Source organism: Microbulbifer maximicatervae (SeqCode) (genome assembly GCF_056231245.1).
The window spans coordinates 27949-47707 of sequence record NZ_CP174334.1; the positions used below are offsets into that span (position 1 = coordinate 27949).

Annotated in this window: 21 protein-coding genes; 10 read left to right on the top strand and 11 right to left on the bottom strand. The window is 52.6% G+C overall.

The window, feature by feature from the left end; translation table 11 throughout:
- The first annotated feature begins 215 nt into the window (after nucleotides 1-215).
- The 5 genes from glnA (at nucleotide 216) to ACJJIS_RS00135 (ending at nucleotide 5763) form a co-directional block, all read left to right on the top strand.
- Complete coding sequence (gene glnA / locus ACJJIS_RS00115; RefSeq protein ID WP_108734896.1) at nucleotides 216-1622, top strand: glutamate--ammonia ligase; 1407 nt, start codon at nucleotides 216-218, stop codon at nucleotides 1620-1622.
- A 188-nt stretch (nucleotides 1623-1810) separates the two neighbouring features.
- Nucleotides 1811-2365 (top strand): DUF4124 domain-containing protein, encoded by a 555-nt coding sequence (locus ACJJIS_RS00120; RefSeq protein ID WP_444895769.1) that lies wholly within the window; start codon nucleotides 1811-1813, stop codon nucleotides 2363-2365.
- A gap of 316 nt (nucleotides 2366-2681) precedes the next feature.
- Complete coding sequence (gene glnL / locus ACJJIS_RS00125) at nucleotides 2682-3764, top strand: nitrogen regulation protein NR(II) (RefSeq protein ID WP_413663715.1); 1083 nt, start codon at nucleotides 2682-2684, stop codon at nucleotides 3762-3764.
- A gap of 3 nt (nucleotides 3765-3767) precedes the next feature.
- Entirely contained in the window at nucleotides 3768-5174 is a 1407-nt protein-coding gene (gene ntrC / locus ACJJIS_RS00130; RefSeq protein ID WP_475709173.1) for a nitrogen regulation protein NR(I), read from the top strand.
- 250 nt (nucleotides 5175-5424) lie between these two features.
- Nucleotides 5425-5763: a PAS domain-containing protein gene (locus ACJJIS_RS00135; protein ID WP_444918517.1), complete on the top strand. Its 339-nt coding sequence runs from the start codon at nucleotides 5425-5427 to the stop codon at nucleotides 5761-5763.
- Nucleotides 5764-5820: 57 nt separating this feature from the next.
- Here the strand turns inward: ACJJIS_RS00135 and ACJJIS_RS00140 are convergent, their stop codons facing one another.
- Nucleotides 5821-6342 (bottom strand): peroxiredoxin family protein, encoded by a 522-nt coding sequence (locus ACJJIS_RS00140; RefSeq protein ID WP_475709174.1) that lies wholly within the window; start codon nucleotides 6340-6342, stop codon nucleotides 5821-5823.
- Nucleotides 6343-6835: 493 nt separating this feature from the next.
- Here ACJJIS_RS00140 and ACJJIS_RS00145 point away from each other — a divergent pair, with 493 nt between their 5' ends.
- Nucleotides 6836-7426: a bestrophin-like domain gene (locus ACJJIS_RS00145; RefSeq protein ID WP_445360893.1), complete on the top strand. Its 591-nt coding sequence runs from the start codon at nucleotides 6836-6838 to the stop codon at nucleotides 7424-7426.
- Nucleotides 7427-7499: 73 nt separating this feature from the next.
- On the opposite strand, the gene ACJJIS_RS00150 is transcribed toward ACJJIS_RS00145, so the two are convergent.
- From ACJJIS_RS00150 to ACJJIS_RS00195, 10 genes are all read right to left on the bottom strand, one after another.
- A complete protein-coding gene (locus ACJJIS_RS00150) occupies nucleotides 7500-8579 on the bottom strand; it encodes an AI-2E family transporter (protein WP_413663709.1) in 1080 nt (359 codons plus the stop codon).
- Between the two features lie 82 nt (nucleotides 8580-8661).
- A complete protein-coding gene (locus ACJJIS_RS00155; protein ID WP_475709175.1) occupies nucleotides 8662-9372 on the bottom strand; it encodes a D-Ala-D-Ala carboxypeptidase family metallohydrolase in 711 nt (236 codons plus the stop codon).
- A 16-nt stretch (nucleotides 9373-9388) separates the two neighbouring features.
- Nucleotides 9389-10069 (bottom strand): hypothetical protein, encoded by a 681-nt coding sequence (locus tag ACJJIS_RS00160; RefSeq protein ID WP_444915242.1) that lies wholly within the window; start codon nucleotides 10067-10069, stop codon nucleotides 9389-9391.
- Between the two features lie 186 nt (nucleotides 10070-10255).
- Nucleotides 10256-11803 carry a phosphoenolpyruvate carboxykinase gene (locus ACJJIS_RS00165; RefSeq protein ID WP_475709176.1) on the bottom strand — a complete coding sequence of 516 codons (1548 nt, stop codon included), beginning with the start codon at nucleotides 11801-11803 and terminating at the stop codon, nucleotides 10256-10258.
- 279 nt (nucleotides 11804-12082) lie between these two features.
- Nucleotides 12083-12961, bottom strand: coding sequence for an Hsp33 family molecular chaperone HslO (gene hslO, locus ACJJIS_RS00170; protein WP_475709177.1), 879 nt, complete (start codon nucleotides 12959-12961; stop codon nucleotides 12083-12085).
- A gap of 110 nt (nucleotides 12962-13071) precedes the next feature.
- Nucleotides 13072-13518 (bottom strand): DUF4124 domain-containing protein, encoded by a 447-nt coding sequence (locus ACJJIS_RS00175; protein WP_444911742.1) that lies wholly within the window; start codon nucleotides 13516-13518, stop codon nucleotides 13072-13074.
- 19 nt (nucleotides 13519-13537) lie between these two features.
- On the bottom strand, nucleotides 13538-15031 hold the full coding sequence (locus tag ACJJIS_RS00180) for a S1C family serine protease (protein ID WP_444911741.1): 1494 nt from the start codon (nucleotides 15029-15031) through the stop codon (nucleotides 13538-13540).
- An 85-nt stretch (nucleotides 15032-15116) separates the two neighbouring features.
- Complete coding sequence (locus tag ACJJIS_RS00185) at nucleotides 15117-15494, bottom strand: Hsp15 family ribosome-associated heat shock protein (RefSeq protein ID WP_444915246.1); 378 nt, start codon at nucleotides 15492-15494, stop codon at nucleotides 15117-15119.
- Between the two features lie 15 nt (nucleotides 15495-15509).
- A complete protein-coding gene (gene yrfG / locus ACJJIS_RS00190; protein WP_444895781.1) occupies nucleotides 15510-16193 on the bottom strand; it encodes a GMP/IMP nucleotidase in 684 nt (227 codons plus the stop codon).
- A gap of 78 nt (nucleotides 16194-16271) precedes the next feature.
- Nucleotides 16272-16937 carry a lysoplasmalogenase gene (locus ACJJIS_RS00195; protein ID WP_475709178.1) on the bottom strand — a complete coding sequence of 222 codons (666 nt, stop codon included), beginning with the start codon at nucleotides 16935-16937 and terminating at the stop codon, nucleotides 16272-16274.
- 202 nt (nucleotides 16938-17139) lie between these two features.
- Between ACJJIS_RS00195 and cysK the strand changes: the two genes are divergently transcribed.
- The 4 genes from cysK (at nucleotide 17140) to ACJJIS_RS00215 (ending at nucleotide 19717) form a co-directional block, all read left to right on the top strand.
- Nucleotides 17140-18057 (top strand): cysteine synthase A, encoded by a 918-nt coding sequence (cysK, locus tag ACJJIS_RS00200; protein WP_413663701.1) that lies wholly within the window; start codon nucleotides 17140-17142, stop codon nucleotides 18055-18057.
- 38 nt (nucleotides 18058-18095) lie between these two features.
- Complete coding sequence (gene cysQ / locus ACJJIS_RS00205) at nucleotides 18096-18932, top strand: 3'(2'),5'-bisphosphate nucleotidase CysQ (RefSeq protein WP_282930833.1); 837 nt, start codon at nucleotides 18096-18098, stop codon at nucleotides 18930-18932.
- 104 nt (nucleotides 18933-19036) lie between these two features.
- A complete protein-coding gene (locus ACJJIS_RS00210; RefSeq protein WP_108734878.1) occupies nucleotides 19037-19240 on the top strand; it encodes a hypothetical protein in 204 nt (67 codons plus the stop codon).
- A gap of 219 nt (nucleotides 19241-19459) precedes the next feature.
- Nucleotides 19460-19717, top strand: a complete 258-nt coding sequence (locus ACJJIS_RS00215) for a type II toxin-antitoxin system HicB family antitoxin (protein ID WP_108734877.1) — start codon at nucleotides 19460-19462, stop codon at nucleotides 19715-19717.
- Nucleotides 19718-19759 lie beyond the last annotated feature (42 nt).

Consider the following 19759-nt stretch of genomic DNA (forward strand, 5'->3'; position numbering starts at 1 on the left):
TTTGGTGCGTATTTATGTGGCTGCTCGGCCACAATACATCTATCCTGGCTGCGTCAGCACTTTGCTGGGGCTCGCACCGGCGCCAACCGGGACTATGAGGCGATTGCCCTAATTTGGCACACTCCTTGCTTTATTTCACGCCAGGTAGAGAGTGAATGCCGGCAGCGACAGCAAGGCATAGCGACCAATTACTTTTCAAGACCTGGAGGACTGCAATGTCAGCGAAAACGCTCGGTTTGATTAATGAAAGTGAAGCGAAATGGATAGACCTGCGCTTTACCGATACCAAGGGTAAAGAACAACACGTTTCCATCCCTGCGTCGGAAGTTGACGGTGAGTTCTTTGAAGAAGGCAAAATGTTCGATGGTTCTTCCATCGCCGGTTGGAAGGGCATCAACGAATCCGACATGATCCTGATGCCGGACGACGAGACCGCTTTCCTCGACCCCTTCACCGATGAGAGCACTGTTATCATTCGCTGTAACATCGTCGACCCAATTACCGGTCAGGGTTACGAGCGAGATCCTCGCTCCATCGCATTGCGCGCTGAGGAATACCTGAAGTCCACTGGTCTGGGTGACACCGCTCTGTTCGGTCCCGAGCCCGAGTTCTTCGTATTCGACGACATCACCTGGGGTGCCGAAATGGGCGGCGCCTTCTACAAGATCAACTCCGAAGAAGCAGCCTGGTCCTCAGGTCACAACTTTGCAGAAGGCAATATTGGTCACCGTCCCGGCGTTAAAGGCGGTTACTTCCCGGTTCCTCCGGTGGATTCCCTGCACGACGTTCGCGCCGCAATGTGTTCTGCGATGGAACAGATGGGCCTGCGCGTAGAAGTGCATCACCACGAAGTGGGTACTGCTGGCCAGTGTGAGATCGGCGTTGCCGCCAACACCCTGACTAAGAAAGCGGACGAAGTACAGATCCTCAAGTACGCTGTACACAACGTTGCCCACGCCTACGGCAAGACCGCGACCTTTATGCCCAAGCCGCTGGTTGGCGATAACGGTTCCGGTATGCACGTTCACCAGTCCTTTAGCAAGGATGGCGTAAACCAGTTTGCCGGTGACGCCTACGCTGGTCTGTCCGAAGCTGCTCTGTACTACATCGGCGGTATCGTTAAGCATGCTCGCGCCCTGAACGCGCTGTGCAACGCTTCCACCAACTCTTACAAGCGTCTGGTACCTGGCTTCGAAGCGCCGGTAATCCTGGCTTACTCTGCGCGTAACCGCTCTGCGTCTATCCGTATTCCTTTCGTGCCCTCCCCGAAAGGCAAGCGCATCGAGACTCGCTTCCCGGACCCGACCGCCAACCCATACCTGTCTTTCGCCGCACTGCTGATGGCGGGTCTCGACGGTATCAAGAACAAGATCCACCCTGGCGATGCTGCGGACAAGGACCTGTACGATCTGCCGCCGGAAGAGTTGGCTGAGTACCCGACTGTCGCTTCCAGCCTGGAAGGCGCCCTGGATGCTCTGGATCAGGATCGCGAGTTCCTGACAGCCGGTGGTGTATTCACTAACGATGCTATCGATGCCTACATCGAGCTGAAGCGTGAAGAAGTAGAGCGCCTGAACATGACCACTCACCCGGTTGAGTTCGATATGTACTACTCCGTGTAATGGCGACCGGCATCACGATGATGCCGTCGAGCTGTTCTCGAAAAGCCCGCGCCACCCTGGTGCGGGCTTTTTTATTGCGAGTACACTGTCAGTGGAAGTGAATTGAGTGCCGCTATGCGGAGGCTCAGGAATATCCCATTGGCCCGATCTGGGAAGAAAGGAGCGTCCGCCCTGCGGTCGAAAACACTATGGCAAGGTTTTGGCAATTAAAGGCCCTGTTACTCGCAATGCCTCTGGTGGCAGTTGCGGCTTCTCAAGAGAATGAAGAGGCTGGCGCGATCTACAAAGTGGTTGGGCCCGATGGCCAGGTCAGTTTTAGCGATACACCACCGGCAAATGGCAACTCAGAGAAAGTGGATTTAGCCCCAATCAATATTCAGCCAATTGCGCTGCCCCGCCAGCTGCCCACAAGAAAGCTGTCGCCCAAAAGTGATGATGGAGAGTTGGGGCCGGTATCGATTCGAATTGTGAGTCCAATTAATGAGGCGACTATTCCGCCAGGGCAGACACTGATAGCGCTTCAGGTGGATGTGGCCCCCAATTATCCAGAGGGCGCTAGCTTTTATGCGGTTATTGATGGGCAGCGCTGGCAGGGAAGTTCGGCTGGTAACTCCCTGGATATCTCCGCCCTGGTCCGCGGTACCCATACGCTCAAGGCGGTTCTGCTAGGGCCCAAAGGGCAAGTATTAGCCCAGTCGCAAACGATCACAATTCATGTCAAGCGCCCGATAGCTCGGGGGTGAATGTTTGAGGGAGTGCAAAGCTCCCGCTACCCCTTACTTCAGTCTAAAGCCCGCCTGCCTGTTTTTTGACCCATGCACCTTAATGGTGCATTCTCTCTGTAGTCGGCGGCATCCTATTTCTGAGACTGAATACTCGCAATGCCGTTGTTGCTAATCGCGCACTGATTGTGTCCGGTTGAAGCTGCTTCCGCCTACAAATGCCAGCTTATGCGCCATTTTGGTTTGCTTTTTGCACTGACTAGATACAGCGCTAGTTTGCTGGGGGTGACCAAAGGGAGCTTGGTCAGAGCCTCGGAATGAATCGGAAATTTTGTGAATGCTGAATGATCGCCAATTGCGCCAATTACTCGATAGCCTGACATCCGCAGTATTGGTGCTGGATGAAAACTTATCGCTTTGCTATCTGAACAATGCCGCTGAGGACTTGTTGGCCGCCTCCAGTACTCGAGTTAAAGGCTCGAAGTTGGAGGAGGTGGTGCGAGAATCTCCCACTGCCTATGAGGCTATGCGGGAAGCATTGCGCAAAAATGAGAAGTATACAGTGCGCCGGGCCAGTTGGAGGTTGAACAATCTTGAAACCCGGACCGTGGATTACTCAGTCAGCCCGGTCCCCGAGTTTTCTGTGCTACTTGTGGAAGTGCAGCCGATGGATCGCCTGTTGCGAATTGCCAGGGAAGACGCGCTGCTCAGTGCCCAGGAAACGACACGAAACCTGGTTCGCGGTATGGCCCATGAGGTCAAGAACCCCCTCGGTGGTATCCGCGGGGCTGCACAACTATTGCAGCGCGAGTTGCCGGACCGGGAATTAGACGAATATACACAGATTATCATCGAGGAAGTGGATCGCCTGCGCAATCTGGTTGACCGTTTATTGGGACCACGCCAGCCGGTAGTACTGCAACCGGTTAATGTGCACGAGGTTCTGGAGCGGGTTGCCCAGTTGCTGGATGCTGAGTGTATCGGTGAGCTTCAAATTCGCAGGGACTACGATCCGTCTATTCCCGATGTCCCCGCCGATAGCGAACAATTGATTCAGGCGCTGCTTAATATTGCCCGCAACGCCATGCAAGCCATCGATGAAAGTATTGGCCTCAGTAGTGGGGAGATGGTATTGCGCACGCGTATCCAGCGCCAATTCACCATTGGCCGCCGCAATTGCCCATTGGTCTGCCGTATAGAAATTGAAGATAACGGCCCGGGCATACCGGAGGATATTCGCGAGCGGATATTCTTCCCGATGATCTCCGGCCGCGCCGAGGGTTCAGGTCTTGGACTTTCAATTTCCCAGAACATTATTAATCAGCACAAGGGGCTGATTAAGTGTGACAGCCAACCCGGCCGTAGCATTTTCCAAATTTATCTGCCCCTGACTACCGAATTAGCTAATACAGGAACCTAGAGAATGAGTAATCGCGTTTGGATTATTGACGACGACAGATCAATCCGCTGGGTGCTGGAGAGAGCGCTATCGCGTGAGGGAATTGATACCCAGTGTTACGAGAGTGGCGACTGCGCCCTGGATGATTTCTATAGCGATTCACCGGATGTAGTAATCAGTGATATCCGCATGCCGGGCTCCGATGGCTTTAAATTGTTGCAGCGTTTCCAGGCTGAACGACCGAGCCTGCCGATAATTATTATGACTGCGCACTCGGACCTGGATAGCGCGGTAGCTGCTTACCAAGGGGGAGCCTTTGAATACCTGCCCAAGCCATTTGATATTGATGAAGCCGTAGCGGTAACCCGGCGCGCATTGATGCACGCTAGCGAACAGAGTGCTGAAGAACGGGTTGAGCCGGAAAATGGTCAGGGTAGTAAAGAAATCATTGGAGAAGCGCCGGCGATGCAGGAGGTTTTCCGTGCGATTGGCCGTTTGTCTCATTCCAACATTACGGTTTTAATCAACGGTGAATCCGGTACCGGTAAGGAGTTGGTGGCGCAGGCTCTGCACAATCACAGTCCGCGCAGGGATAAGCCATTTATTGCATTGAACATGGCGGCTATACCCAAGGACCTGATGGAGTCTGAATTATTTGGCCATGAAAAAGGGGCCTTTACCGGTGCCAGCTCCCAGCGTGCCGGACGTTTTGAACAGGCCAATGGTGGCACCCTGTTTCTAGATGAAATTGGTGATATGCCCGCAGATACGCAAACCCGGTTATTGCGCGTGTTGGCTGATGGTGAATTTTACCGTGTCGGTGGCCACACCCCGGTCAAAGTGGATGTGCGTATTATTGCGGCGACTCACCAGGATCTGGAAGAGTTGGTATGTCAGCATAAATTTCGCGAGGACCTGTTTCACCGCCTGAATGTTATTCGCATCCATATTCCAAGACTCGCGGATCGCCGTGAGGATATTCCGCGATTGGTGAGGCATTTCTTTAATGCTGCGGCAAAAGATCTGGGGGTGGAGTCAAAGATCCTAACCAAGGAAACTGAGGAATATCTCTCTGGGCTGGATTGGCCCGGTAATGTGCGACAACTGGAAAATACCTGCCGCTGGATTACCGTAATGGCCTCCGGACGCGAGGTACATATTGAAGATTTGCCACAGGAGTTGCATCAGCAGGGCGCGACGACAGAAACACCGACAGACTGGCAAAAAGCTCTGCGTCTGTGGGCCGACCAGGCCCTATCCTCTGGGCAGCGCGAGATTTTAAATGAGGCTGTCCCCGCATTTGAAAAAGCGTTAATAGAAATTGCCCTTAAGCATACAGCTGGGCGCAAACGCGATGCTGCTGATCTGTTGGGCTGGGGTAGAAATACTCTGACACGTAAGTTAAAAGAATTGGAAATTGGTGGAGAGTAAATAACAGTGAGGTCTTACCAAACACGATGGAAAGACCTACTTGAAATCCACTCATATTTCATTATCAGTCCGCTCTTAATTTTTTTTGTTCATGGTTGAGTTTTTTGCTAACAGTCATCTATTAATATTTATTTATTTTTGGTTTCAGCGAATAAACTTGAAAATGCAGCTATGTATAGAATCCTGAGTGATGTTGTTATTGCCTGCTAAAATTAGAGTTAATTGCTGGTATTTAGATGATTGAGACGATATGACTGCTGATGAACTGAAAGTAGTTGCCGAGGTTCCATTTTTATTTTGGGTTAAAGATCAAACAGGCGTATATCTATGGGGTAATCGCCAAATATGTCAATTGGCCGGTGGTGAAGTGACTGGTAAGACAGACCGGGAACTTCCTTGGTCAAATAATGCTGATGCATTAAAAGCTGCGGATGATCGGGTTTTTTCCTCAGGGAAACCCGAGCACCTGCAAGAGTATGTCGATAAATCCAGCCGAGGAGAGGTTACGTTGAATGTCTGCAAGTGGTTGGATGAATTTGAAGGGCGGGATTGCTGTTTTGGGATATCTTTTGTCATTGATTCCCAATAGCCCAATAGAGCACTGGGCTATTCCACCATATATTTAGTCACTCCGGACTATTTATTTTCAGGCTGACGCCTTTTTAACACCCAATTCACCAAGCGTTCGCGCTATATCCTCTGCGCTGGTTGCCGGTTTAATATCTTTGTCAATTTTTTTAATTCGTCCATCTTTACCGATATAAATGGTAACGCGACGGGCGATATTCATTACGGGAATAAGTACATCGTACGCTTTAGCCGTTTCACCGGTGGGGTCGCTGAGTAACGGGAAGTCCGCTTCGCTCTCTTCAGCAAATCGAGTGTTATCGTCAAGATCATCTGTACTGGCCATAAAGTAAGTGACTTCATAATCTTTGATCAAGTGACCGTTTTGGGCGAGCGATTTACATTCTATGGTGCAGCCACGGGTGAATGCCTTGGGAAACCAGGCGATCACAACAGCGCTTTTTCCCTGGAGGTCCGCCAATGTGTGGGTTTGGCCATCAGACCCCTTGAGAGTGAAATTTGGCGCCATTTCACCAACTTCCAGAGCGAGGGTGGGAAGGCTGATAAACGCCGTAATTAAGAAAGTCAGCAGATATTTCACGAATATTTCCCTTGTAGTTTACCGATACGCCTATGCTACTGCCCTAAGGTCTAACTGGCCAATAGCTCAGCTATAACTGCTATGCTTTATGCGCCAAAGTAAGAATATTGGTGCGTCAATGCACCGTTATGGACTTGCCGTTTTGCAGGGGCTTAAATGCGCTTTGACAGCCTTTTCTATACTCTGCCACTTTGGGCCTAGTCGCATTCGTTTTGGCATTTACCTAAGGAACCTCTGAATAACTCCGTAATGCCTCTGCGGGTCTTGAAGGCTGCAGATGTTAGGCGCAGCTCGCCGCGAATGGCTCAGTCCTTTGCAAGAGCTGCAACGCAGCAGCTGTGGCCTTCAAGGCCCGCCTTCGGGGCTTGCAGAGCGATTCACACTCCGCGTTGCGACTTCTTGAAAGGTCTGGACATTCCTGCGAAGCCGCGCCTTGATTGAGAACCGCTCTGCATGCCAGAGGTATCACGGAGTTATTCAGAGATTCCTTGATATGACAGCCGACCGATTTAATGAGCGCAAGGCATTGCTGTTGCAGGAGGTCAATACCATCCAGGCCGCATATTTAAATGCGAGCTTTTTGCAATTTGATAAGCAGGATAAGGCGCGAGACCTAATAGCTGAATATGCAAATCTCAGGGATATTGACCCATCAATCGCCGTCACTCCGGAAGATGTAGCTCGCAGTGAGGAAATTCACCAGGCTCTTTGGCGTTTGATCGAGGCGCATATCGCACAGGATTACAATGCCGATTATTTACGCCAGTTTGCCGAGCAGGTTAACGGGATGGTAGATCTGCACCGTGCCAGGGTTGTGGTTGGGCTGCAATACCGTATACCGGGTCCACTCTGGCTCTCCCTGTACTTTATGACCATTTTGGCGATGCTGGCAATTGGATACCAGTTGGGGATAAGTCGCGGGGGATCTGCCCAGGTAGTTATAGCTTTGGCCCTGACTTTCTCAACAGTGATTTTACTGGTGGCGGATTTGGATCGGGCAAATGAGGGAGCACTGTTGGTTGATCAGTCGCCGATGAGCGATCTCAATTTGCAGCTGAAAGAGCTACAGGAGGCTGCCCACTGAGCTGTTGTGCGAGCTGACTTTGCATATTAATTGGGTGGGGCGGAATTAAGGCTTTTCCGCCCCGGGGAACAGGTTAAAGATCTTCAGGTTTTTGTGGCATTAAGACATCTTCGGGATGCACAAACTCACGCATAAAAATCTCCCAAAAGGCGAGGAATAATGCAGCGAGCAGAGGCCCTATCGCAAAGCCACTGATTCCAAACATAAACAGACCGCCGACAGTGGAGAAAAGCACTAAATAGTCAGGGAGTTTTGTGTCTCGACCCACCAATATTGGGCGCAACAGGTTATCTACCAAGCTGATCACGGTGAAACCATAGGCGAGTAAAATCGTTGCCTTCATGGGTTCGCCAATAGCATAGAGGTAGATAGAAGCGGGGAACCAGATCAATGCGGCACCGACGGCGGGCAATAATGACAACAGGGTCATTAAAACACCCCAAAGCACCGGTGCCGGTAGGCCCAGCACCCAGAAAATAATTCCGCCCAAGCCGCCCTGGGTAATAGCGACTACCAGATTTCCTTTGATGGTTGCGCGAGTGACTTCAGCGAACTTTGCCAACAAAAGGTGCTCGCGCTCATCACCCAGTGGCAGGGCGTGGATAATCAGGTTTACCAGTCTTTCACCATCGCGAATCAGAAAGAAGGTGAGGTAGAGCATTAAGCCCAACATAACGAAAAAGTTAACAGTATTCTGTCCGACCTCAATCGCATTTTTTGCGACGAAGCTACCGGCATTCATCACTCCACCCATCAGGCGCTGCTTGGCCTCCTCGACATCCACGCCAATACTCTCGAGCGTGCTGTTAACCCTGGGGAAAGCACTGCGAATCTGCTCAAAGGATTTAGAAACATCAATTTGTCCTTCCTGGATCCGGTGATACAGAGTTACCGCTTCATTAATAAAAGAGGTGGCCACTACCAATACGGGTATCACCAATAGAACGATACACATAAACAGGGTTAGCAGAGCCATTAAATTAGGCGAATTGGGAAAGCGCTGCATCAGCAGACGGTACACGGGGTAGAAAATCAGTGCGGTGGCACAAGCCCAAAAAATAGGGGTAAAGAAGGGTTTTATTAGGAGTAAAAAAGCTACGCTGACCAATAACAAGGTCAATATAAATGAGCGCCTTTCCAGTTTTTCTTGCACTGCGACTTCCTCTGCTTCTCTTTCGGCAGCCCAGTGGTAGGGCGCCTAATTTTTGCTCTATCTAAGCAGATGCAGTGGGGTTTTACCAGCGCCTATATCCGCACGTATCCACGTGAAATCGAATGCCCCGATAGATTCCGAGGCCCATTTGCCACTCGCGGCCGTTGCGCTTGTGGATATCCCTCAGTACGGGCACCAATTGCTCTCGGGAGAACTTCTTTTTCGGAACTATATCCAGCCCGCAGAAATGCAGATGTTTACTTCCCTTGGAACCCCCGGCCTTACGGTTGTAATCCACTGTGCGCCACCCGGAGACCACTGTTACCGGGCCGACGCGGGGCACTATTTCCCGCTCGATTACCCGCAGAGTATTTACGATGCCCCACCAGAGCTCCTTGGGAGGGATGGCGAATGCGGGTTCGTCCAAATCCTGCCAGTCACTGCCCTGACGCAATAGCTCATAGGGTTGCACAACCTGTTCAACCCGGTTGGAGCGCAGGAATTTTTTGAGTTGAGTAAAGCGTGCATGGTTATTGCCTTTGCTCAGGAAGCGGCTGAATGCCCTCTCGGAAGCTGCCGGATAGCCCTGGATATCGTAAACCTCCGGGATCATTAGCAGCGGGAGGATATCGATAGGGGATTTCACCCGGTCATCAGCCTCGCGCGCTCGTTCGTAAGTAAAAACAAATAGACCGGTGAGAATCGCCAGTGCGATTGCCCCAATGATGATGATCCGCCGGCGCAGTTGACGCTGGCCGATTTCTACGTATTCTTTGTTACTTTGCATAACCATCGGGCAGCTCCCTCAATTACCAGGTGCGATAGCCACAGGTATCGACATGAAACAGGACATCGTCAATCAGGCCCATCCCGACATTGCTATCGGGACCGAGGCGTGCGTGCAGTGTGCTTAGCTCTTCAGCGAGTTCGTTTTTACCGATATTGGAATTCGGAATTAAGTCCAGCCCGCAAAAGTCACGGTGGCGGGGCTGGTCTTCGGTCGCAAGTTTTCGGTTGTAGGCATCAGTGCGGTAAGCGGAAACCACAGTGACAGGGCCAATTAGCGGTATTACCTGGTCTCGTACCAGGGTGAGGGTTTTCACAATATTGGACCACTGGTCCCTGGGTGGTATGGCGAATGGGGGTTCCCCCAGTTCCAGCCAGTCCCCCCCCTGTCGCAGAAGATCACGAATAGGAAAAACCTCGGCGACACCCCGGTCCCGAAGCAATTGATTGAGTGCTTGTACGCTGGAGCGGTTACTGCCCTCTCGCAGGAATTTGTTAAAGGTCTCCTCGTTGGCGAGGCGATAGCCACGCTGTTCGACATAGGACTTCTCTTGCGAGGAGAGGAATAGATAGAGCCAGAGGGTAAACAGGATGGCACTGAGTATTAAAGTGAGGGCACTGACGACCACCCGATTGACTCTTTGCCCGGGCGGCTTGTGTGGGAACAGAGTTTCGAAGCGAGTAAACGAGTTACCTGCGGACATAGTGCTCGCGATTGCTGCTGAGAGAGTTTTTCCTCCGACGCTAAAATCGTCGGCGCCTGTTTACTCACTATAGCCGCAAAAATCGACGGGCTGCGGGCTTGGGATCAGCCACAAAAAAAGCCGCCGCTCCTGGGGGAGCAGCGGCTTTTGGGTCACGGACAGCGCACTGTGCCCGACAACCTCTACTTAGGCTTTAGGGCCTGCATTTTTAACGTCTTCGCTGACATTGAACTTCTCAATGTTCTCGGCGAACAGCTTGGCCAGCTTGCCTGCCTGATCGTCGTAAGCAGCTTTGTCAGCCCAGGCTTCACGAGGGTTCAGGTAAGACTTGTCCACGCCGGGCACTTCCATCGGGATATCCAGGTTCAGGGCATCCAGGTGCTCAGTGGCAACGTCTTCCAGGGCGCCGCTCTGGATAGCGGCAACGACAGAGCGGGTTACCGGAATCGGGAAGCGCTTGCCGTTGTCGCCGGAGCCGCCGGTCCAACCGGTGTTTACCAGGTAGACCTTGGAGCCGAACTCTTCGATGCGCTTCATCAGCAGGTCTGCGTATTCGCGCGGTGCACGGGGCATAAACGGCGCGCCAAAGCAGGTGGAGAAAGTCGGGTGGATACCGGCCTCTGCGCCCAGTTCGGTGGAGCCTACGCGGGCGGTGTAGCCAGACAGGAAGTGGTAAGCCGCAGCCTCTTTGGAGAGGATGGATACCGGTGGCAGTACACCGGATACATCGCAAGTCAGGAAGATAACGTTCTTCGGCTCGCCAGCGCGGTTTTCCAGCTGACGCATTTCGACGTGCTCCAGCGGGTAGGAGCAGCGACCGTTTTCAGTCAGGCTGGTGTCGCAGTAGTCAGCAGTGCCGTGATCGTTGGTTACCACGTTTTCAACGATGGCACCGAAACGGATGGCATCCCAGATTACCGGCTCATTTTTCTGGCTCAGGTCGATGGTTTTCGCGTAGCAGCCACCTTCCATATTGAAGACGGCACCCTTGGTCCAGCCGTGCTCATCGTCACCGATCAGGTAGCGCTCGGGATCTGCGGACAGGGTGGTCTTGCCGGTACCGGACAGGCCGAAGAACAGGCAGGTATCGCCATCTTCGCCGACGTTAGCCGCGCAGTGCATGGGCATCACGTCTTTTTCCGGCAGTAGGAAGTTCTGTACGGAGAACATGGCCTTCTTCATTTCGCCGGCGTAGCGCATACCGGCCAGCAGTACTTTGCGCTGACCGAAGTTGATAATTACGCAGCCTTCGGAGTTGGTGCCATCGCGCTCGGGCTCACAGACAAAGTGAGGAGCGTGCAGGATTTGCCACTCTTCCTTGGACTTGGGGTTGTACTTTTCGGCGCGGATAAACATGTTGCGGCCGAACAGGTTGTGCCATGCAGTTTGGGTGGTCACTACCACTGGCAAGTAGTGATCTTCATCCTGGCCCACATGCAGGTGCTGAACAAAAGTATCGTGACCGGCAACAAAAGCCTCTACACGATCCCACAGGGCGTCAAACTTATCCTGCGGGAAAGGACGGTTGACGTTGCCCCAGGCGATGCTGTCGGCAGTGGAGGGCTCTTCTACAACAAAGCGGTCAGCCGGGGAGCGACCGGTGCGTGCGCCGGTTTCAGTCACCAGAGCGCCTGTATCTGACAGCTTGCCCTCGCCGCGCGTCAGAGCCTGCTCTACCAATTGTGCCGGTGATAGGTTCTTGAAGACCATCGCGGAGTCGTCGATCTGTGCCATTCGTGGAATACCCGTGAAAGTTGGACAGTAAATAAAATGGGGCTGCCCGAGGTTTAGACAGCCGTAGAAAATTTTGGGGGCGCATTATTGCAAAATTCAAAATATGCGGATACCAACTATGGCTATTTTGTAGTCAATGACAGCGCTGTCATGGAAAATAATGTCGGCTTAAATTCATGCAATTTATGGCCTGATTCTTGATTATTCTTTTTCTGAATTTAACAGGGGCAGGTGGCAGGGCTGCGCTGAGGATTCGGCGGTTGCGCAGCCCTGCGCGAATTAGTGAAGAGTGTGGGGGGGAGCGTTGAGGAGCGACTCAATTTGATCCCGGTCAAAGCGGTACTGGGTGTTACAGAATTGGCAGTCCGCGATAATCTCACCATGCTGCTCTTCCAGCAGGCGGTAGACATCCTCTGCACCCAGGGAAACCAGCGCCCGGGCGCTGCGCTCTCTCGAGCAGCTGCACTTGAAGCGAATAGTGTCGGTACCCAGGGTTGCCGGCTCCAATTGGTGGAATAGGCGGTGAATCAGCTCTGGGTGGGGAACGGTAAATAACTCCTCGTCAGTTACGGTCTCCGCCAAGTGAATCGCTGTTTCCCAGGCGTCCTGATTTTCTTCTTCTGTGGCGGCATTATTGCCTGGCAGAATCTGTAACATAAGACCGGCGACGGTATTGTCACTGCTTTCCAGCCATACGCGGGTAGCCAGCTGTTCCGATTGCTTAAAGTAGTCTTCCAGGCAGCCGGCCAGGTTGTCCTGCTCCATGGGAACCACACCTTGATAGCGCTCACCGCGCTTTGGCTCAAGGGTAATGGCCAGGGCTCCACGGGGGCCGATCATATCGCGCAGGGTGGCGTTTTCGTCGATTTGTGCACCCTCGGCAACTCGGGCGATGCCGCGCAGGTCGCTGTGGTGAGTGCACTCCGCCATAATCATCGGCACATCGCCTTCGCCACGGGCCTGGAGGCTCAGGACACCTTCGAACTTCAGTGTGGTTGAAAGCAGGCTGGCTGCAGTGAGGAACTCCCCTAGCAGGCGGGCTACTGGTGTAGGCAGTGGGTTGTGTTCCAGTACATCGCGGTAGGAATCAGTAAGTGTCACCACCTGTCCGCGAATATCGTGTTTGGAGAAAATAAAGCGTTCCAGCTGATCGGACATAGGTCGGGGGCTCTCGGTATTAAAACCGCAGGATTTTAGAGGTGGATATGCCTAAATGGTAGCTGTCGCTGAGTAATGGGGGGAAGCCGCGCCCCTGGGGGCCGGCTAACTTATCCGCAATAGAGGTTGACCTGGCGTTGATAGTCGAGTGCCATCTGTTCGCGCTCCCGCTCTGTGCGGCGTACTTCCTTGCCATTGTCGTCAAAAAATACGACCCGGCCCTGTAATATTTTTAGGTTTTTGCGGGCCTTGCTACAGGCCTTGTCTCTTTGTTGTTGTCTTTCCTGCGCTTCACGATTTAAGCGCTCCTGGTATTGTTGTTCGATATTCCGCGGCTGTTCCGATTGGCTGCGTCTGGGTGCTGTGGTGGCATCGGCAGAATTAATGGGGGTCAGGTTGCCAGAAATATCCTTGGCCTCTGCGTGGGCCGGGGGGCGGTCACCAAAGTGCACCCGGCCATCGTCGTCGACCCAGCGATACAGTTCCCCTGCATTAACATTGGCGGTCAGGAGCAGACCGCCAAAAATGCTGGATAAGTACAGTAACTTTATGGGCATCCTTTGCCTCTCCCGATGTTTATTCTTCTTTATTGGCCAGCTGGCTGAACAACCCCTGTGAATGGCGCTGGGGGATATGGTAGGTCTGCAGTATCAGAGGCTGCTGCTCCTGGGCCTCTGCCGCATCCAAGACCATCCGATAACCGGAGCGGTCGCGCAAATCTACAAAGTCCCGTTTGTTGCCTTCCATCAATTGAGCGAACTCGTCGAAGTCCTTGATGCTGTGGCCATTTACTGAGTCGATAATCCAGTTCTTCCAGTCGTGGTAACCGAGGTTCACATTGGCGGGCAGTACTTTCAGGGCGACGACCAGCTCGCGGCGCTCCTCGTCACTCCATTGATTGCGGGCATAGAGGTAGTCAATAGGCGCCTTGGAGTGCCAGTTTTTGCCCCAGCGTTTGATCAGGTTCATATTCAGGGGCACAAAGACAACACCGCCGTAGATATAGTAGCGGGGCTGGCGGTCAAATTGCTCTCCCAGCACCATAGCGCGTGAGGGAGGTGTTGCGGCCAGCGTGACCTCAGCGGTCTGCTCTTTACCATCGCGGGAGAAGCGCACGGGTAAACGTTCACCGACATGGTGGCGGTCCACAGCATAGTGGTAGTTGGTGCGCTGGTTTTCCCTCCATTCCACAGTCCGGTCAGCCGCTACTTTAAAGCCATCGACTTCGAGCAGGACATCGCCGGGTTTAAACACTTCAGCTGCGGGGGAATTGTCGAACACTTTAACGACCATGGCACCATCCTGGTCTTCCTCGAGACCGGCCGCTTTTTTCATCGATGGGCTTTCCAGGCTCTGGGTTACCAGTCCCAGTTCGGGGAACCCTTGGTGCACATTGTCCTTGGCATCTTCTAAGACATGAGCGATCACGCTGGGGGGGACAAAGTAACCCAGGTTTTCAGCGCTCTGGTTGGTTTGCATGGCCACGCCGACGATGCGGCCATTGGAGATAACCGGACCGCCGCTGTTGCCCGGGTTGATGGCCGCATCTATCTGGCCCGCCATCAGGTAACTTTCCGCATGGGCATAATATTGGTGCTCCACGCGGGAGAGTACTCCGCGGGTAATCGAAAGGGATTTGCCACCAATTGGGTAGCCGTAGACGGTGACCTCTTCCTGCAGGTCGGGCAATTTTCCGAGGGCCAGGGGGCGGGTATCGTTGAAAAAGCTTTCGTCATCGACGGTCAGCAGGGCGAGGTCGGCATCGTGGGAGACAAATTTCACTCGGGCGCGGAATTTCTTTGCATCGCCGTGGCGCTGTACCTGGATAAAGCTGCCGTTGGCCACTACGTGTGCGTTGGTCAGGATCTGCTGGTTGCGGATGACGGCACCGGAACCGGACAGCTGCTTGGGGTTGAGCAGGGCCCAGGGATTGAAATAATCCGGGGCGGCGGCGGTGGTGTAAATCTTGATGATTGAGCGCTTGAGCTGCTCGTGTTCTCGGCTGTCTGCTAGGGCGGTTTGGGTACCGAGCAAAATCAGCAGGGAAATGGCGATCAGTCGTTTCAACATGGCTGTTTTCTATCCGGTTAAGTGGGGGCAGTTTAGCAGCTAAAGTGGGAAATGGCGGAAATTTCACCACTTTTGTCTGCTGAGTCTACTCTTGTTCCCGCAGGAAGCGGTGTATCTGGCGGCGTTGCTTTTTATTGGGTCGCTCCTGTTGTATCCCGGCATTGGCTGCCTGTCGCTCGGTTTTTTCTTTTTCCCGACGGGCGATACTGTCTTCGGTCTCGCGGTATAAGGTGCGCGCAATCTCGGCGCCGCGCCGCTGATCCGATAGAGCGATTACTTCAACTTCCAGTAAATCCCAGCCCTGGCGGATGCTCAGTTTGACACCGGTAGTGACTTCCTTGCTGGCTTTGACCCGCTGGCCATCGGCGTGGACTTTTCCACCTTCGATCGCCTGCTTGGCAATACTGCGAGTCTTAAAGAAGCGCGCGGCCCAGAGCCACTTATCGATACGTACTTTTTCCATGGTTTCCTTGTGAAATCAGGCGGACCCGGTGTCCAGTCTGCTGCGGTTAAAAGCCATGATCTCATCAAAATGATGGATCGCCGGGAAGTTAGTGATTTCCCGTTTGGGCCCGCGGCTATCCGGTTGGCGAATACACAATAGGTGGGCGATACCGTAGTCCTGGGCCGCGCTCAGAACAGATTGGTTATCGTCGACAAACAGGGTGTTCTCCGGGTCAAATTCCAGGTTATCTCGCAGAGAGTCCCAGAAATTGGCACTCTCCTTGGCATGTCCATAATCATGGGAGGAGATGATGCCGTCAAACCAGCGGTCAATACCGGTGATCTCCAGCTTGTGATCCAGCCCTTGACGGTGCGCATTGGTCACAAGGTAGGTGGGCTTTTGCAGTTGTTGCAGGCCGCTCAGAAACGCCTCAGTGTGAGGGCGCAGGGCGATTCGGGTCTCGATCTCGCGCAATATGCTGAGGATATCCAGCTCCAATTTTTCCGCCCAGAAGTCCAGGCAGTACCACTCCAGAGTGCCGCGGCGGGCATTGATCTCAGCTTCGAGCTTCTGCTGGGCTTCCTGCGGGTCAAAGCCGTGGACTTCTGCGTAGCGCTTGGGCAGGTGCGTAAGCCAAAAATGATTGTCGTAATGCAAATCCAGCAGGGTGCCGTCCATGTCCAGCAATACGGTATCGATACTTCGCCAATCGAGCATGGGAGCTATGTACCTCTTTGAAATGGGGCGGGAAGACAAGTTTAGTTGGCTTGCCAGTGCCTTCCCGGATCGTTTGCATTATGCCTGGGCGCGGCGGATTCCGTACAGGATACACAGTTGCGCACTGTAGTAGGTGAGCATAATGGCGGCATCGGCTAGCGGTAGTGGGGTGATGAACTTGTTAATAGCAATTAATGTATCTGAAGCCATAAAGATGACAGCCCCGGCAAGTAGCAGGGTGGCGTCACCCTTGTGCATTGCGGCGGCGACTGCCATGGCGAGGATAGCCAGCAGATACGCTAATACTGCCGGGGCTAAATCCCCAGCAGCAGGGAGGATAATTTGAGCCAAAAGCAGTGCGGCAATCACTATAGGCAGTGTCCGAATAAGGTTGCGCCGATTGGGGGGCTCCGCAAAACGCAGGAAGCCCAGCGCGTAGATTAGCTGGGCAATAAGAAAAGCACCCAGTCCAAACACAAAGTGTTGGGGGAATTGCATTTCGAGGAGTACATCCCCGATGGCGGAGGAACTGAGGGCTAGAAAAGTGAAAAGCAGGGTTTTGCCCCGCAGCTCCAGTCTGGCAATCATCATTAGGCACAGTATCGGCAGCGCTTTTAGCGCGGGCATCCACAAGTTATCCAGCTTCCAGGTATCCAGAAAGATGAATAAAGTGGCACTGGCCAGGAACATCGGTACCAGGTAATTGCGAAAGTTGTGCTGGGGTGCGGAATTTTCTACGGACATAGGTACTTACCTTATTTTTATTTTGTATACCTCCCCATCAATTTAACGGTTTTCCTCCGCATCATCGATAGCTTGTACTCTCTAATTCCAATTGAGTTTTCTCCAGTGCCGGCCGCGGGACATTTCTGGGGTAATATGGAGCATCGAAAATACATGCCCGGCAGTTGTTTGCCTTGAGCACTAGTCATGGAGAGCCTCACCGATGAAAGCGGCCAATATTCTGGAAACAATCGGCAATACCCCTCACGTAAGAATCAATCACCTCTTTCGCCCCGATATAGAAGTTTGGATGAAGGTAGAGCGCTTTAATCCGGGCAGCAGTATTAAGGACCGAATTGCCTTGGCGATGATTGAGGATGCGGAGCGTCGTGGAGCCCTGCAGCCCGGTGGGGTAATAATCGAACCGACCTCTGGTAATACGGGTATTGGACTGGCGATGGTTGCTGCCGTGAAGGGTTATCGCCTGATCCTGACCATGCCGGAGTCTATGTCGGTAGAGCGTCGCCAGGTCATGAAGGCAATGGGCGCAGAATTGGTCCTTACACCTAAAGAGCGCGGTATGGGCGGTGCTATTGCTAAGGCGGAGGAGTTATTGGCCTCACATGCGAATAGCTGGATGCCCCAACAATTTAATAACCGCGCCAATGCCCAGGTGCACCGGGATGTTACCTCCAAGGAAATCTTGGCAGACTTTCCTGAGGGGCTGGATTATATGATTACCGGTGTGGGTACTGGCGGGCATATCACGGGTTGTGGTGAAGTCTTAAAAGAGCACTTTCCCAAATTACAGGTCTATGCGGTAGAGCCGGAGAAATCACCGGTGATTAGCGGTGGAGAAAAAGGCCTGCATCGTTTGCAGGGTATCGGCGCCGGCTTTGTACCCCAGGTACTCAATACGGAAGTACTCGACGGTACTGTTTTGGTGAGTGAGGAAGACAGTTTTGAAATGGCGCGTCGCTGCGCATTAAAAGAGGGAATTTTTGTGGGTATCTCCTCCGGTGCCAGCCTTGCGGCCCTGAAAAAGCGCGAAGGGGAGATGGATGCGGGCAGCCGGGTACTGGTATTCAGCTATGACACTGGTGAGCGCTATCTGTCCGTTCAGGACCTTTTCTCCGCCTAAGACTTTATAATGGTGAGTTAACAGAGTATGGAGTTGTAATGGATAAAGCACTTTTAGAGCAGGTGATAGAGATCTGCAAACGCGCGGGAGAAGCGATTCTCGAGGTTTATCACAACAGCGCTGAGTTGGAAGTCGAGACAAAGAAAGATGATTCCCCAGTAACTGCCGCAGATCTGGCCGCTCACAAAGTACTGGAACCGGCGTTAGCACAGCTTATCGAGGGAGTACCGGTTTTATCAGAAGAGCAGGAAATGCCCTCGTTCGAAGAGCGCAGTCAGTGGCAGCGTTACTGGATTGTCGATCCGCTCGATGGCACCAAAGAATTTATCCGACGCAACGGTGAATTTACCGTAAATGTCGCGTTAATCGAAAATGGCGAGCCCGTTTTGGGGGTGGTTTACGTACCGGTACTGAATATCACTTATGCCGGCTGCAAGGGCGAAGGAGCCTTTAAGCGCGATGCCAATGGCGAAACTGAAATTCGGGTACGTCCACTGAAGCCGCGCCTGGATAATAGTGAAGTTGTTGAACTTGTGGCCAGCCGCAGCCATGGAACCGGCACCGTCGACCAGTTGGTACAACGTATCGAGTCTGAACTGGGAGCTGTCGAGTGCAAAAATATGGGCTCCTCGCTGAAATTATGCCTGGTTGCTGAGGGTGCAGCAGATTTGTATCCGCGTCTCGCTCCTACTTGCGAGTGGGATACTGCGGCAGCTCAGGCTGTAGTTGAAGCAGCAGGTGGTATTGTTGTGGACGAAGAGTTTAATTTGTTGCGCTACAACACTAAAGACTCTCTGCTGAATCCCTTTTTCTATGTAATTGGCGATTCTTCTTTTGATTGGCAATCCCTACTGCTGGATAAGTCCGCTGCTTAGGGTGTGATGCCAGTAAACATATAGAGAGTATTTTTGTGCCTCCACCACCACTGGTGGAGGCTTTAAAGGGGATCTGGATATTTCCAAATTCAGGAGGCTCACTGATGTCTGGACCCGATCTGCGCTTTAACCAGGATAAAGGTGAAATTCGCTGTTTGCGTCGGGAGCTGGAGGAGGAAATAAACTGGTTGCAGCGGCATTTTGAAGCCCTCTCCAATGCAGTCGATGCAAATGATATTGCGTTGCGGCGCACCTATAACAGCATGCTATTTTCCCGCCGGGCCCTATTAGGTAGGATGCCCCGTTAACTAAATTCCAAATATTTTCTTGTGTGAAAAACTGTAGTGCTGCAGGTTTTAATTTGAATACGGCAGTTCTTCCTACTCAGTGCTGTCACTTATAGTGTTGAATCTGTGCCCGCGCGAAATATTATTTCCCGGCTAATTAGCTAATTTCCTTGCCAAATTCCCCCGTAAAATGTAAAGCAGTCTACGCTTTGGAAAGCTAATACATAAGAGTATTTTTCAATGCGCTACCCGGTTGTGGTGCACAATATTGAATATGCCGGATTTGGTGCCATTGCACCGGATCTGCCGCATTGCCACTGCTATGCCGATACCCTTGAGGGGACCCTGCAAAAAATGGCTGAAACGATTTTTCAGCGGTTGGAAGAGCTCCGCCAGGCTGGACAGCCAATGCCGCAAGCAGGTGATGTAGACAACCTGAAGAAAAACCCGGCTTTTGTAGGAGGCGTCTGGGCCATTATTGATGTAGAAACAACTTGAAATAATTCACTGAGCTTGAACTTGATGACTGGCTTTTTGATG